The sequence below is a fragment of the Curtobacterium sp. NPDC092190 genome (assembly GCF_044755625.1).
Classification (GTDB): domain Bacteria; phylum Actinomycetota; class Actinomycetes; order Actinomycetales; family Microbacteriaceae; genus Curtobacterium.
In genome coordinates, this window is sequence record NZ_JBIVRJ010000007.1 from 96,875 (window position 1) to 110,941 (window position 14,067).

Annotated in this window: 12 protein-coding genes; 8 read left to right on the top strand and 4 right to left on the bottom strand. The window is 72.7% G+C overall.

All coding sequences use genetic code 11. The features are described from left to right. Positions 1-22: 22 nt before the first annotated feature. On the bottom strand, positions 23-1,279 hold the full coding sequence (locus ACIQFY_RS15665) for an inorganic phosphate transporter (protein WP_081984745.1): 1,257 nt from the start codon (positions 1,277-1,279) through the stop codon (positions 23-25). A gap of 116 nt (positions 1,280-1,395) precedes the next feature. On the opposite strand from ACIQFY_RS15665, the gene ACIQFY_RS15670 reads away from it, so the two are divergent. The 3 genes from ACIQFY_RS15670 to ACIQFY_RS15680 all read left to right on the top strand — a co-directional run bounded on the left by ACIQFY_RS15670 (position 1,396) and on the right by ACIQFY_RS15680 (position 5,190). Then, complete coding sequence (locus ACIQFY_RS15670; protein WP_209686086.1) at positions 1,396-3,084, top strand: sodium:proton antiporter; 1,689 nt, start codon at positions 1,396-1,398, stop codon at positions 3,082-3,084. A gap of 349 nt (positions 3,085-3,433) precedes the next feature. Beyond that, positions 3,434-4,843 (top strand): ABC transporter permease, encoded by a 1,410-nt coding sequence (locus ACIQFY_RS15675; RefSeq protein ID WP_400340858.1) that lies wholly within the window; start codon positions 3,434-3,436, stop codon positions 4,841-4,843. Positions 4,844-4,890: 47 nt separating this feature from the next. Beyond that, a complete protein-coding gene (locus ACIQFY_RS15680; RefSeq protein WP_066653223.1) occupies positions 4,891-5,190 on the top strand; it encodes a hypothetical protein in 300 nt (99 codons plus the stop codon). Here ACIQFY_RS15680 and ACIQFY_RS15685 read toward each other — a convergent pair. Continuing rightward, positions 5,187-5,693, bottom strand: coding sequence for an 8-oxo-dGTP diphosphatase (locus ACIQFY_RS15685; RefSeq protein WP_311205881.1), 507 nt, complete (start codon positions 5,691-5,693; stop codon positions 5,187-5,189). The two genes, ACIQFY_RS15680 and ACIQFY_RS15685, sit on opposite strands and share 4 nt — an antisense overlap. 84 nt (positions 5,694-5,777) lie before the next feature. Here ACIQFY_RS15685 and ACIQFY_RS15690 point away from each other — a divergent pair, with 84 nt between their 5' ends. Together ACIQFY_RS15690 and ACIQFY_RS15695 are read left to right on the top strand one after the other, a co-directional pair. Then, on the top strand, positions 5,778-6,128 hold the full coding sequence (locus ACIQFY_RS15690) for a tryptophan synthase subunit alpha (RefSeq protein WP_066653218.1): 351 nt from the start codon (positions 5,778-5,780) through the stop codon (positions 6,126-6,128). Positions 6,129-6,163: 35 nt separating this feature from the next. After that, complete coding sequence (locus ACIQFY_RS15695; RefSeq protein WP_400340860.1) at positions 6,164-7,054, top strand: aminodeoxychorismate lyase; 891 nt, start codon at positions 6,164-6,166, stop codon at positions 7,052-7,054. Positions 7,055-7,192: 138 nt separating this feature from the next. Here the strand turns inward: ACIQFY_RS15695 and ACIQFY_RS15700 are convergent, their stop codons facing one another. Then, positions 7,193-8,392 carry an amidohydrolase gene (locus ACIQFY_RS15700; RefSeq protein WP_251160876.1) on the bottom strand — a complete coding sequence of 400 codons (1,200 nt, stop codon included), beginning with the start codon at positions 8,390-8,392 and terminating at the stop codon, positions 7,193-7,195. A gap of 110 nt (positions 8,393-8,502) precedes the next feature. Between ACIQFY_RS15700 and ACIQFY_RS15705 the strand changes: the two genes are divergently transcribed. Further along, entirely contained in the window at positions 8,503-9,735 is a 1,233-nt protein-coding gene (locus tag ACIQFY_RS15705; RefSeq protein ID WP_066653211.1) for a Fic family protein, read from the top strand. Beyond that, positions 9,732-11,903 (top strand): S9 family peptidase, encoded by a 2,172-nt coding sequence (locus ACIQFY_RS15710; RefSeq protein ID WP_400340864.1) that lies wholly within the window; start codon positions 9,732-9,734, stop codon positions 11,901-11,903. Before ACIQFY_RS15705 ends, ACIQFY_RS15710 begins: the two co-directional genes overlap by 4 nt. Before the next feature lie 107 nt (positions 11,904-12,010). On the opposite strand, the gene ACIQFY_RS15715 is transcribed toward ACIQFY_RS15710, so the two are convergent. Then, positions 12,011-13,543, bottom strand: coding sequence for a CYTH domain-containing protein (locus tag ACIQFY_RS15715; protein ID WP_066653209.1), 1,533 nt, complete (start codon positions 13,541-13,543; stop codon positions 12,011-12,013). Between the two features lie 60 nt (positions 13,544-13,603). Between ACIQFY_RS15715 and ACIQFY_RS15720 the strand changes: the two genes are divergently transcribed. Beyond that, positions 13,604-13,876 carry a mycoredoxin gene (locus ACIQFY_RS15720; RefSeq protein WP_066653207.1) on the top strand — a complete coding sequence of 91 codons (273 nt, stop codon included), beginning with the start codon at positions 13,604-13,606 and terminating at the stop codon, positions 13,874-13,876. Positions 13,877-14,067 lie beyond the last annotated feature (191 nt).

The window sequence follows — 14,067 nt, forward strand, 5'->3', positions numbered from 1 at the left end:
CGCGAGTCAGTGGCGATGCCCATCAGCGGCGCCCTCCGTTCCGTCCGGCCATGCGGCGCAGGGTGCGCTCACGGCTGAGCTCGGCGCGCCGCTCGGCGACCTGGGCGGCACGCTTCTTGCGCTGCATGTCGCGGAGCTCCTTGCGGGTGAAGACCGCGTTGGCGGCCACGTCCACCTCGATCGCGGCGGCCTGGTCGTGCGGCTTCCGCAGCGACCAGAGGTAGAGCCCGAGGATGACGGCTGCGCCGACGACCGCGTCGATGACGAGTCCCCCGACACCGAGCCGGGCGATGCCGGACGCGATCGCGCCGACGGCTGCGGCGGCCGGCAGCGTGATGAACCATGCGACGACGATCTTGCCCGCCGTCGACCACTGGATCTTCGAGCCACGACGGCCGAGCCCGGCGCCGATGATCGAGCCCGACGACACCTGCGTGGTCGAGAGCGCGAAGCCGAGGTGGCTCGACGCGAGGATGGTGGCTGCGGTGGACGCCTCGGCGGCGAAGCCCTGGGTGGCGCGGATCTCGGTCAGACCCGACCCGAGGGTGCGGATGATGCGCCAACCACCGGTGTACGTGCCGAGTGCGATCGCGAGCGCACACGCGACGACGACCCAGAACTGCACGCCCTGGTTCGCCGACTGCGCGCCCGAGGCGATCAGCGTCAGCGTGATCACGCCCATCGTCTTCTGCGCGTCGTTCGTGCCGTGCGCGAGGGAGACCATCGAGCTCGTGAACACCTGGCCGATGCGGAAGCCGCCGCGCTCGTTCGGGAAGACCGGACGACGGGTCACGCGGTAGGCGATGCGCGTGGCGAGGAGCGAGACCAGCGCGGCGATCACCGGCGACAGGAACGCGGGGATGATCACGACGGTCAGCAGCGCGGCGTAGTTCACGGAGTCGAAGCCGGCTCCGACGATCGCGGCACCGATGAGCCCGCCGAACAGCGCGTGCGAGGACGACGACGGCAGACCGCGCAGCCACGTGATCATGTTCCAGACGACCGCGCCGATCAGGCCCGCGAAGATCATCTCCGGGGTGATCGCGACGCCACCGGGGCCCTCGTTGATCAGGCCGTGCGAGATCGACGTCGCGACGGCGGTGCTGAGGAACGCACCGACGAGGTTGAGCACCGCGGCGACCGTGACGGCCACCTTGGGCTTCATGGCACCGGTGGCGATCGGTGTCGCCATCGCGTTGGCGGTGTCGTGAAAACCGTTTGTGAAGTCGAAGAAGAGGGCCAACGCGATGACCAGGACGACTATGAGTGTGATGTCCACCGCGGGCAAGTGTCGCAGCCGATCGGCTCCGGGGCAAACCCTGTCGTCCGCCGCCGCGCCACCCGACCTGCGGGATCGTTCAGCCTGCGAATCATGTCGATGGGAGAATGGACCCCATGGACACCGCGGAACTCCTCATCCTGTTGATCGGTTCACTCGCGGTGACCGGCTTCGCGCGGGCCAAGGGGCTGCCCGCGCCGCTGCTCGTCACGGCCGTGGCGCTCGCGGTGTCGTTCCTGCCGGGCCTGCCGGAGATCGAGATCGACTCCGAGGTGATCCTCACCGTCGTCCTGCCGCCGCTGCTCTACTCCGCCGCCCTCGACGTGTCGTGGCAGAGCTTCCGGCAGTCCATCAAGCAGATCCGCCGTCTCGGTATCTTCCTCGTGATCGTCACCGCGCTCGCGGTCGCCCTCGCCGCGTACATCATCATCCCGGACATGGACTGGCCCGCGGCGATCCTGCTCGGCGCCGTCGTCGCCCCGCCGGACGCGGTGTCCGCCGCGGCGATCGGCCGGAAGCTCGGACTCCCCCGCCGGGTGATGACGGTCCTGTCCGGCGAGAGCCTCATCAACGACGCCGCGTCCCTCACCCTCGTGCGGGTCTTCACGCTCATCGCGGCGGGGACGTCGCTGACGATCTGGCAGGACCTCGGCATCTTCGGGCTCGCGATCGGTGTCGGCCTGGCGGTGGGCATCGTCCTCGGCGTCGCCGTCCACTGGATCCGGATGCGCATCAACGACCCGGTCGTCGAGACGATCATGAGCATCCTGCTGCCCTTCGTCGCGTACGTCCTCGCCGAGCACCTCTCCGGCTCCGGGGTCATCGCCGTGGTCACCGCGGGGCTGTACATCGGCTACAACTCGCCGAAGGAGGGCTACGCGACCCGGCTGCAGGAGCGCCCGCTGTGGACGAGTGCGGACGTGATCCTCGAGGGGTTCGTCTTCGCCCTCATCGGCCTGCAGCTCAAGACCGTCGTCCAGGACCTCGTCGAGAGCGACCGCAGCCTGACGCAGACCCTCACCGCGGCGGCCGTCGTCCTGGTCGTCGTGATCCTCGTGCGACCGCTCTTCGTGTTCGAGTCGTACGCGCGCAACCGCTTCAACGGCCGGTGGCTGCGGCCGTTGCGTGTCCGACTGTCCCGCGGTCACCCGTCCCTGCGCTGGCTGCGCGGCTCCGCCGAACCGAAGCTGAACTGGCGGGAGCTCACCGTCATCTCGTGGACCGGCATGCGCGGTGTGGTGACCCTCGCCGCGGCGGTCTCCGTCGTCGGCAACTCGGTCGACGTCAAGGCGCAGGACACCATCTTCGTGATCGCCTTCGTGGTCACCGTCGGCACGCTCCTGCTCCAGGGGCTGACCCTGCCGTTCGTGATCCGGGCGCTGAAGGTGCAGGACCCGGCCGAGGGCGAGGCGGACGTCCGGAGCGAGATGCGCCTCAACCAGCGCACCACCGAGGCCGCGATCGCCCTGCTCGAACGGAGGCGACCGGCGTGGGCCGAGCAGTACGGCGCCGAGGCATCGGACAGCGTCGTGAACCGACTGAAGGCCCGCCTCGAACGACAGGCCGAGACGTTCCGCCGCGACGCCGAGGAAGAGGAGGTCGAGGACCGGAACGCTCCGCTGCGACTCCGCGGCGCCCAGATCCAGGACATCCGCCGCGAACTGCTCGACCGTCGCCGCGAGATCGTGCTCGAGGAACGCGAGAAGGGCAACCTCGACGAGGAGGTCATGCGCCGCGTGCTCGTGACGCTCGACGCCGAGGAACTCGCGATGGACTCGGCCCAGGCCTCCCGCAGCCGGTCCTGACCCGGCGCTGCCGGTCCCGGGCCGCCGCAGCCGGTCCTGACCCGGCGCCGCCGGTCCCGGGCCGCCGCAGCCGGTCCTGCCCCGACAGCTCACGGGGCGCGGTGAGCACGCCCGGCGTACCGTGATGCTCCGACCAGCAGAAGGAGCAGAGCGCCGAGTGAGCGAGCCGCGGAACGACGTCCCCAGGAAGAGCGACCTCCCCGATCGTGACGGAGCGCCGCGGTCGTCCGCGCCGAAGCCCCGGCAGACCCGGCCCTCGACGCGGGGCGGTTCGCGGCCCCGTCGCGGTGCTCCCGTCGCCGGCAGCCGGAGCGCCGGCAGCCGTGCGGGGCGTGTGCGCCAGGCACCGGTGCCCGAGCCGCAGCGGATCAGCCGGTACCGCCGCTGGTACGGCACGCTCCACCCCTCGCTGCAGCTCATCGGGCTGCAGCTCTGGATGCCGCTGTTCTTCATCGTCGGCTTCTGCCTCTGCTACGTCTTCGCCTTCCACGCTCCCCACCCGCACGACGTCCCCGTCGCCCTGGTCGGCAGCGATCCGACCCTCGTCGCCGCCGTCGGCAAGGCCCTGCCCGGTGAGTACGTGTTCCACACGTACGAGTCGCTGGCCCGCGCGAAGCAGGACGTCCTGGCCGGCACGATGGCCGTCGCGTACGACCCTTCGGCGAACGAGGTCTTCAAGGCGAGCGCCCACCAGTTCCAGGTCGCCTCGCTCGTCCCCGCGACGCTGACCAGCGTGCTCACCGGGATCGGAGTCGCCGCCCCGACCGTCACCGAGCTCGCACCGCTGCCCGCGTACGACGAGTACGGCACCGTCGCGATGTACGTCATGCTCGCCTGGTGCATCGGCGGCTACATGGTCGCGATGTTCATCGGCATCATGGGCGGTCCGCTGCGGCACCGCACCCGCATGACGGTGATCGTCGTCGGCGGCCTCGTGATCTCCCTGATCACGAACACGCTCGCCGGCCCGGTCGTCGGCGCGATCCACGGGCACTGGATCGGACTCGTCCTCATCGCCTGGGGCTGGATCGTCGCGATCGGTCTCGCCGTCAACGGCCTGAGCTACTTCGTCGGCCGGTTCATCGCCGCGCCCGCGATGATCTGCTTCGTCTTCCTGTCGATGCCCTCCTCCGGCGGCGCGTACCCGAAGTGGTTCATGCCGGAGCCCTTCGCGTGGCTCAACCACGTCGTGGTCGGCTCGAGCATGGTCGACATGATCAAGCACGAGATCTACGGCGTCGGCCCCGGCTTCGGCCGCGGGCTGGTCACGATGGGCTGCTACGCCGCCGCCGGGCTCGTGCTGATGTTCTTCGGCAAGCAGTGGTGGGAGCGTCGTCGCATCGCGGCGATCGTGAACAACCGCACGACGATGTTCCAGGACGCGCAGACCGCGAACCGCGAGTTCCTCGGGAAGCAGCGGGACGCCGAGCTCGAGCGCCACGGACTGACCTCGACCGAGACCGGCACGCTGAGCGTCCTGCGCGACGACGACTGGGAGGACGAGCGTGTCGCCGGCGACGTCTTCACCGGCGGTCGCGACGGGCTCGAGCAGGAGACCACCCCGACCGGACGCATCCCCGTGGTGCGGCAGGCGGACCGGTCCGGCCCGGCCCGACCGGGAGGCTCGTCCAGCGGCCCCCGCACCCGTCCCGTCCCCCGCGTGGACGCGTCCGGTCGCCGCCCGGCCCCGGCGGGATCGCGCACGACGCGGACCGGCGCGCCCGACGAGCGCCAGCACGGGCGGCACGTCGAGCGCTGACGCGCGCACGCTCGGCCGCTCCCCGGAGCGCGCGTATCCTGTTCCGCATGCACCCGCGCACCGCCTGGCACCGCGTCCTCGTCACCGCCGTCGTGGCGTTCCTCGTGCTCGCGGCAGCGCTCTACGCCGCGAGCGTGTTCCTCGCCCCCGCCGACGGCCGGAACACCGCCGGGCTGTTCGTCGGCTGGGCGATGTTCGCGGTCCTCGGGGCGATCGCGGCGGGCATCGTCGACTTCTTCGTCCGCCCGCTCGGTGGTCGCAGCGGGGACGCCGACGTCCTCGCCGCCGCGGAGGAGGCGCGCACCGGCAGCACCCGCGTCCAGCAGGGTCGTGCGGGCGCCCGCTAGACGCCTTCGCCGCTGAAGCCCGAGACGGTCGCGTTGTCCTCCGCGAAGGTGAAGCGCGCCGTGACGCTCCCGCCGGCCAGCACGCCCGGCAACCAGTAGCGCGCGTCGTCCCACATCGCGTCGTAGGGCACCGCGTCGACGGGGACCCACCGCGGCTCCAGCTCGTCGCTGCCCGACGGGGTCCCCTGCCAGCGGCGGCAGACGAAGACGTCCGAGCGCTGCGACCAGGACGGTCGGAACGGGAACCGGTAGTCCAACGTGCCACGCGCCTCCAGGTCGTCCGACTCGAGCCGCAGACCGACCTCCTCCGCCACCTCGCGCACCGCTGCCGCCACCGGCGGCTCCCCCGGCTCGCGCTTGCCGCCCGGACCGACGAGGCGCCCGGCCCCGAGCCCCCGACGCTTCTCGCCGAGCAGCACCTCGGGGCCGTCGGGACCGTCACGGAGCAGGTAGACGACCACGACCGGGGCGTGCTGGGACTTCGTCTCGTCGCGTTCGGTCACGGTCCCCAGTCTGGCGGACGTGTCCGGTGGACGCTCCGCGCTGGCGTACGATCGCTGGCATGGCAGGCGTGCTGCGGGGGCACCATGGCTGAGCCCCGCAGGACCGGGCGCAGCCTCGAAGTGCTGCGCGCCGAGGCCGCCGAGGAGATCTCGATGATCGTCGAGCACCGCAGCCGTGCAGGCGAGGACCCGTGGGAGTTCATGCCGACGCTCCCGACCGTCGACGAGCAGGTCGTGCTCATCCTCCGCGCCGATGCCGTCGAGCTCGACGCCGCGATCGGGCAGCGCAGCGTGCACTGGGCGGGCCACCCGGCCTCCGGGCAGGGCACCGAGCTCGGCGAGGAGTACCACCGGCTCCGCCGGATCGCCCTGCAGCACCCCGAGCTGACGCCGGCGGTGTGGAAGCTCATGGGCGCGCTCCCCGGGCGCGACTGACGACCACCGACCCGGTGCTGCGGTTGGATGGTGGCATGACCGACACCGTCCTCGCCGTCCTCAACCAGCCCTCGCGCGACGCCGCCCCGCACGACCCCGAGGCCGACGCGTACACGTGGGCGAAGCCGCTCGAGGAGCACCTGCAGGTGCAGGACCTCGGGGCGATCCGCGGCGACGGGGTGTTCGAGACCATCACGGTGGTCGACGGGCGGCCGCAGGCGCTCGAACCGCACCTCGCCCGCTTCGTGCGGTCCGCGGCGATGCTCGACCTGCCCACGCCGGACGTCGACGCGTGGCGCCAGGCGATCGAGGCGGTGTGCGCCCGGCTCGACCCGGTGCACGAGGCCTTCGCGAAGACCGTCATGACCCGCGGCGTCGAGGGCTCGGGTCGACCGACCGGCTGGGTCTACGCGGCACCGTCCGGCGACCAGACGCCCGCGCGGACGGCGGGCATCGCCGTCGTGACGCTCGACCGCGGCTACCGGCACGACGTCGAGCGGACCTCGCCGTGGTTGCTGCAGGGCGCGAAGACACTGTCGTACGCGGTGAACATGGCGGCGCTCCGCGAGGCCGAGCGCCACGGAGCGGACGACGCGCTCTTCGTCTCGACGGACGGGTACGTGCTCGAGGGCACCCGCGCGAACCTGGTGATGTCCGTCGACGGCAGGTTCGTGACGCCGCGGACCGACATCGGCATCCTGGCGGGGACGACGCAGGCCGACGTCTTCCGGTTCGCCGAGGGCGAGGGCATCGCGACCTCGTACGAGCTCGTCACGCTGGCCGACCTGGAGGCCGCCGACGCCCTGTGGCTGCTGTCGAGCGTCCGCCAGGCGGCACCGATCCGGTCCGTGAACGGCGTCGCGCGGGAGATGGACCTGCCGATGACCGAGCGCATCAACGACTTCCTGCTGTCCCGCGACGCCTGACGCTCGGCGCCCCCTTCGCGGAACGCAACGTCGGCGGTTGCGCGCAGCGGTACGGCGTTGCGAGCAACCGCCGAGGTTGCGTCTTGCGGACGGGAGGACCGTGGCGGGGCCGCCACGAGCCTCCAGACCGTCATCCGGTCACCAGCGCGGCGTGGTGACGCCCGTCCCGTCGGCCCACTCGTACACGGACGCGCCCTCGATCCAGACGCGCGTCGCGCGGCTGGTCGCGGCCAGCGGGTCGCCGTCCCACAGGACGAGGTCGGCGTCGAAGCCCGGTGCGATGCGGCCGACACGGTCCCCGAAGCCGAGGAAGGCCGCGGGGTTGGTGGTGAGGGCCTCGAGCGCGGTCTGCCAGGGCAGGCCCTCCTTGACGGCCGCCGTGGCCTGGTCGACCAGCATCGCGATCGGCACGACCGGGGCGTCGGTGGTGATGGCCACGCGGACACCGGCGGCGGCGAGCGCCACGACGTTCGGGATGCCGCGGTCGCGGAGTTCGACCTTCGAGCGGCTCGTGAACAGCGGGCCGTAGATCACCGGGACGTCGCGCTCGGCGAGCAGGTCGGCGATCTTGTGCGCCTCGGTGCCGTGGTTGACGACGAGCCGGTACCCGAACTCGTCGGCCAGGCGGAGCGCGGTCGCGAGGTCGTCGTGCCGGTGGACGTGCTGGTCCCACGCGAGCTCGCCGTCGAGCACCCGGACGAGCGTCTCGTTCGTCAGGTCGCGGGTGAACGGCTCCCCCTTCGCGGCGGCGGCCGCACGGGCGGCGCGGTAGTCCTGCGCGGCGACGAACGCCTCGCGGACGACCTTCGCCACGCCGAGGCGCGTCGACGGCGTCCTCCCCTTGTCGCCGTACACGCGCTTCGGGTTCTCGCCGAGGGCGCTCTTGACGCTGACGGCGTCGGAGATGAGCTGCTCGTCGATCGTGCGACCACCCCAGGTCTTGATCGCGACGGTCTGCCCGCCGATCGGGTTGCCCGAACCGGGCTTCACGACGATGCTCGTGATGCCGCCGGACAGTGCGTCGCGGAACCCCTCGTCGTCGATGTCCACGGCGTCGATCGCCCGCACCGCAGCCTGGTTCGGGTCGGTCATCTCGTTGGTGTCGTTGCCGGCCCAGCCGTTCGCCTCCTCGTGGATGCCGACGTGGCCGTGCGACTCGACGAACCCGGGGACGAGCCAGGCGCCGGCGGCGTCGACGACGGGGAGGCCGGGCGGCGGAGCCACGTCGGGGCCGACGGCGGTGATGCGGCCGTCCTCCACGACGACGGCACCCCCGTCGAAGGGCGGAGCGGTGACGGGGACGACGTGGGCCCCGGTGACGACGAACGAGTTGCGCATGCCACCACGGTACGGCGGAGCACCGTCGTCCCCGCGACATACCGATCCCTGGCGTCCGCGGTCGCGTCCGTCCTACCGTCTCGACACCGACGATCGACGCAGGAGGCTCCGTGTCCCGACCCCGACCACCCTGGCCCGCCCACGACACCGTCGTCCGGCCGTGGCGCAGCGCCACCCGCGGCGACCGGACCGTCCGGCAGACGGCGACCGTCACCGCTTCGGTCCCACCGTGCATCGCCGACGCGCACTGGGAGCCCGACGGAGCGACCGCGGCACTGCTCGACCGGAGCCTGACGGCGCTCCGGGCGCTCGACGAGGACGGCGGAGCCGGTCCCCTGCACCGGCTGCTCACCCGGACCGAGGCGGTCGCGACCTCGCGCATCGAGCACGAGGACGCCACGGCCGAGGACGTCGCCCGGGCGCTGGTGGGCGTGCGCGCGAACACGAGCGCCTCGGTGATGGTGCAGGCCGGGGACGCCCTCGAGCGCCTGGTGCGGGCAGCCGGAGCCGGACACCTCGACGAGACCGCGCTCCTCGACGCCCACCGTGGTCTGCTGCGCGGCGACCCCGTGGACGGCCCGCACGCGGGTCGCTACCGCACCGTGCAGAACTGGATCGGGGGCGGGCGCACACCACGGGACGCCGACCACGTCCCACCGCCGCCCGAGTTCGTCCCGTCGCTCATGGCCGACCTGTTCGCGTTCCTCGCGCGCGACGACCTGCACCCCGTGGCCCAGGCGGCGATCGCACACGCGCAGTTCGAGTCGATCCACCCGTTCACCGACGGCAACGGACGGACCGGTCGCGCGCTCGTCGCGGCGGTCCTGCGGCACCGGGGTGCGACGCGGACCGCGAGTCCACCCGTCTCGTCCGTCCTGGTCGCCGAGCGCACCCGGTACTTCCAGCACCTGACGCAGTACCGCGAGGGACACGTCGACGCGTGGGTGCGCGACGTCGCGATCGCCGTGGGCGCGGGGTCGGACGAGGCGCTCGTGACGGGGCTGCTGCTCGACGAGGTCGCCGCGGACCGTGCGGCGACGACCTGCGCCGCCGGCCCGCACGCGGTGCTCGGGCGGGCGCTCGACCAGGACGCCGTCCTGACGGAGGACCACGCGGAGGAGCTCCTCCGCCGCGCGATCGCGCGGGGCGACGTCTCGGGGACGGCCGAGACGCTGCTCGAGACGACGGTCACCGACCTGTGCCGCGCCGGGGTCCTCCGACCGGTGACCGCCCGTCGCCGTCGCCGTGCGTGGATCGCGCCCGCGGTGGCGGCCGAACTCGACGCCTTCGCCGAGCGCGTTCGAGCAGGTGTCGAGGCCCGGGCGCATAGGGTGGCGTGGTGAGCAGTGAGCACGCCCAGGCCACCCCGCCGACCGCCGCGAAGCGGCCCGTCACGCGGATCCACCACGGCATCGAGTTCGTCGACGACTACGAGTGGATGCGGGACAAGGAGTCACCGGAGACCCTCGCCCACCTCGAGGCCGAGAACGCCTGGACCGAGGCGCAGACCGAGCACCTGACCGGCCTCCGCGACCGCATCTTCGCCGAGGTCAAGAACCGCGTGCAGGAGACGGACCTCTCCGTCCCGGTGCGCATGGGCGACTGGTGGTACTTCACGCGGACGGCCGAGGGCAGCCAGTACGGGGTGCACTGCCGCGCACCGATCACCGGCCCGGACGACTGGACGCCGCCCGCGGTCGACGAGGGTGCGGCGTCCCTGCCCGGGGAGCAGGTCGTCCTCGACGGCAACGCCCTGGCCGAGGGGCACGACTTCTTCTCGCTCGGCAGCTACGACATCAGCGACGACGGGACCCGTCTCCTGTACGGCGTCGACGTCGAGGGCGACGAGCGCTACACGCTGCACGTACGCGACCTCACGACGGGCACCGACCTCGGCGACGAGATCCCGGACACCGGCTCGGGCGCGACCTTCGACCCGTCCGGGCGCTACGTGTTCTACCCGACCGTCGACGAGTCCTGGCGTCCGGACCGCATCTGGCGGCACACCGTCGGCAGCGCCACCGGCGACGACGTCGTCGTGTTCGAGGAGTCCGACGACCGCTACTGGGTCGGCGTCGGCGTGACCCGCTCGTCGCAGTACATCGTCATCGAGCTCGGCTCCAAGATCACGTCCGAGGCACTGGTGCTCGACGCCGCCGACCCGACCGGCGAGTTCCGGGTCGTGTGGCCGCGGCGCGAGGGGGTCGAGTACGAGATCGAGCACGCCATCGTCGGCGGGAGCGACCGCTTCCTGGTGCTGCACAACGACGGCGCCGAGAACTTCGAACTCGTCGACGTCCCCGCCGACGACCCCACCTCGGAGCACGACCGCCGCGTCGTCGTCGCGCACCACACCGAGCGCCGCATCGAGTCCGTCGACGCCTTCGCCGGGCACCTGGCGCTCGAGTACCGGGCCGAGGCGCTCCCCCGCGTCGCCGTCATCCCGATCGAGGGCGACGGCTACGGCGACGCGCACGAGGTCCCCTTCGACGAGGCACTCTTCTCGGCAGGGCTCGGCGGCAACCCCGAGTGGGAGCAGCCGACCCTGCGAATCGGGTACACGTCGTTCGTCACCCCGTCCGAGGTCAGCGACCTCGACCTGGCGACCGGCGAGGTCACGGTGCTCAAGCGACAGCCGGTCCTCGGCGGCTACGACCCGGCTGACTACGTGCAGGAGCGTGACTGGGCGACGGCACCGGACGGCACGCAGGTGCCGATCTCGCTCGTCTGGCGCCGCGACGCGGTGGACGCCGACGACCCGGCACCGCTGCACCTCTACGGGTACGGCTCCTACGAGCACTCCATCGACCCGGGCTTCAGCGTCATGCGCCTGTCCCTGCTCGACCGCGGCGTCGTCTTCGCGGTCGCCCACGTGCGGGGCGGCGGCGAGATGGGGCGGCACTGGTACGAGGACGGCAAGACGCTGACGAAGAAGAACACGTTCACCGACTTCGTCGCGGTCGCCGAGCACCTGATCGAGAGCGGTCGGACGAGCGCCGACCGCCTCGTCGCCGAGGGCGGCAGCGCCGGTGGCCTGCTCATGGGCGCCGTCGCGAACCTGGCGCCGGAGCGCTTCGCCGGCATCCTGGCCGCCGTCCCGTTCGTCGACGCGCTCACGAGCATCCTCGACCCGGACCTGCCGCTCACGGTGATCGAGTGGGACGAGTGGGGCGACCCGCTGCACGATGCCGAGGTCTACCGGTACATGAGCGAGTACTCGCCGTACGAGAACGTGCGCGACGACGTGCAGTACCCACGGATCCTCGCCGTGACGTCGATCAACGACACCCGTGTGCTCTACGTCGAACCGGCGAAGTGGACCGCGAAGCTGCGCGAGGTCGGGGCGCCGGTCCTGCTGAAGACCGAGATGGCCGCGGGGCACGGCGGCGTGAGCGGCCGGTACGACTCGTGGCGCGAGCGCGCGTTCGAGCTCGCCTGGTTGCTCGAGGTGCTCGGCCTGGCCGACGTGAACCCCGCGGCGGCCTCAGCGGAGCCGATCGCCGCCGGCTGAGCGGCGCCGCTGCCGATCGTCCCGCGGGAGCAACAGGACTCCACCGGAGTTCGGTGGAGTCCTGTCGCTCCCACGGAATGCTGCGCGACGCAGCGCGCCGAGCCGCGTCAGACGCGGTTGAGTGCCTGCACGGCCTGGTCGTACGAGTCCTCGGCGAGCCGCACGCGGTCCCCCGCGAGCACGCCGTACCCGAACGTCCCCTCACCACCACGCTCGGCGATGCCGGAGTGCACCCGGAGCACGTCGAGGGCGTGCAGGGAGCGCACCCGCTCGGTCAGCACGTCCGCGGCGTCCCCGATGCGCTTCCACAGCGCGTGCGGGAAGGCGTCGTCCCCGAGCACGTCCATCGCCGCCCGGGCGCGGGTCGCAGCGCGCCAGGCGGTCTCGGTCGCCGCACGGTCGGCGGCTTCACGGTCGACAGGGCCGACGCTCTCGTCGTCGTCCCCGACCGCGTTCCGGACCAGGTCACGGACGCGTGGCTTCTCGACCGCCGAGACGTCCTGTGCGACGTGCTTCGGCGACCGGAGCGCCCACGCCGTCGGCGCCGGACGCTCGACGGCGTCGTCGAGGGCGTCGAGGAGTTCGAGGTAGCGCTCGGAGTGCAGGAAGGCCGTGACCTCGCCGACCGCGACAGCACGGCGCTCGCGGGTGGCGGCGAGCACCCGCTCCCGGGTCATCGCGTCGACGAGCAGGTCCTGTGCCGGCGTCGATGCGTGGGGCAGACGCTCCACGAGGTAATCGGCCAGCGCAGCGCGCGCCGTCACGGCGGCGAGGGCGTCCGCGGCCTCGGCTGCTCGGTCGGTCGCCGGGGTCGCCGGGAACGCAGGACGGTACGAGCCGAGCACGGCGGCGATGTCGAGGGAGGTCCTCGCCGTCTCACGGAGGTCCGTCTCCGCCCCGGCGCGCAGCTGTCCTTCGAGGGCGAGCAGGGTCGATCGCAGCTTGCGCAGGCGCTTCGTCAGTGCCCGCGCCGCGGTGTGCTTCTCCGGCTTCTCCGCCGTGCGGAGCCGGGCGGCGGGCGCGCCCTCCAGGCCGCGGGCGAGCTTCGAGGTGACCGCCGCGGGGTGCGCGTCGATGTCGGCGAAGCGACCGTCGAGTGCGGCGAAGAGCTCGTGCGCAACCTGTTCGTCGACGCCCTCGGCCACCTCGACCTCGACCTCACGCCAGGTGCGCGGGGTCGCGGGCGCGTGGTCGTCGAGGCGCTGGGCGACCACGCGGTCGTCGGCGAGTTCGGCGACCTGGTCGTCGTCCTCGTCGAGCAACCGCACGACCGCCCGCGTGGTGGTGATGCGGACGACGGGGCGCAGGCCGCGGCCCCGGCGCTCGGCGAACAGCGCGGCCAGGACCTCGTCGGGCACGGTGTCGGGATCGTCCGTCAGGGCGAAGTGCTGCTCGTGCCGGACGGTGTCCGACGCGGCACGCTTGATGTGCCATCCCGCGTCCGGGCCACCCGTCCGTCGGCGGACGGTCACCCGTGAGGCGACGAGGTCGTACCGCTCGGTGTCCCAGTAGGTGGCGTCGAGGCCGAACGGCTCCTGGCGCTCCGTCCGGGCGATGCTGCCGACGCCGATGAGGTCCGGCAGGTCGTCGCCCTCGGGCATGTCGTACGTACGCTCGATCTCGAGGTGGGTGTCCGTCACGCGGTCCTGTCTACCAGGGGTCACCGGGGTTCCCCGAACCGGCGGGGTTAGCCTGGGCACATGAGCGAGACAGTCACCCGCGACGCGTTCGTGCCCGAGGCCGGCGGCGTCACGATGTTCACGACGAGCTGGTGCGGCTACTGCGCCCGGCTGAAGAACCAGATGTCGAAGGCGGGCGTGCCGTTCCGCGAGGTCGACATCGAGCAGACCCCCGGCACCGCGGAGCTCGTCGCCGAGGTCAACGGCGGCAACCAGACCGTGCCGACGCTGGTCTTCCCGGACGGCAGCACCGCGACGAACCCGTCCCTGGCCGAGGTGCAGTCGCGCGTCTGACGCGAGGCGCCGCCGGCGCGCTGCACAACGAGAAGCGGGGGGGGGGGCGCCCGGGGGGGGGGGGGGGGGGGGCGGGGGGGGGGGGGGGGGGGGGGGGGGGGCCGCCCCCCCCGCCCGCCCCGGCCCCCCCCCCCCCCCCCCCGCGGGGGGCGGCCCCCCCCCCCCCCGCCCGGGCCCGCCGCCGCGGGCCC

Coding starts and splice junctions, on each gene's coding strand:
- ACIQFY_RS15670 (WP_209686086.1), top strand. CDS start 1,396: ATGGACACCGCGGAACTCCTCATCCTGTTGATCGGTTCACTCGCGGTG.
- ACIQFY_RS15680 (WP_066653223.1), top strand. CDS start 4,891: ATGCACCCGCGCACCGCCTGGCACCGCGTCCTCGTCACCGCCGTCGTG.
- ACIQFY_RS15690 (WP_066653218.1), top strand. CDS start 5,778: ATGGCTGAGCCCCGCAGGACCGGGCGCAGCCTCGAAGTGCTGCGCGCC.
- ACIQFY_RS15695 (WP_400340860.1), top strand. CDS start 6,164: ATGACCGACACCGTCCTCGCCGTCCTCAACCAGCCCTCGCGCGACGCC.
- ACIQFY_RS15700 (WP_251160876.1), bottom strand. CDS start 8,392: ATGCGCAACTCGTTCGTCGTCACCGGGGCCCACGTCGTCCCCGTCACC.
- ACIQFY_RS15720 (WP_066653207.1), top strand. CDS start 13,604: ATGAGCGAGACAGTCACCCGCGACGCGTTCGTGCCCGAGGCCGGCGGC.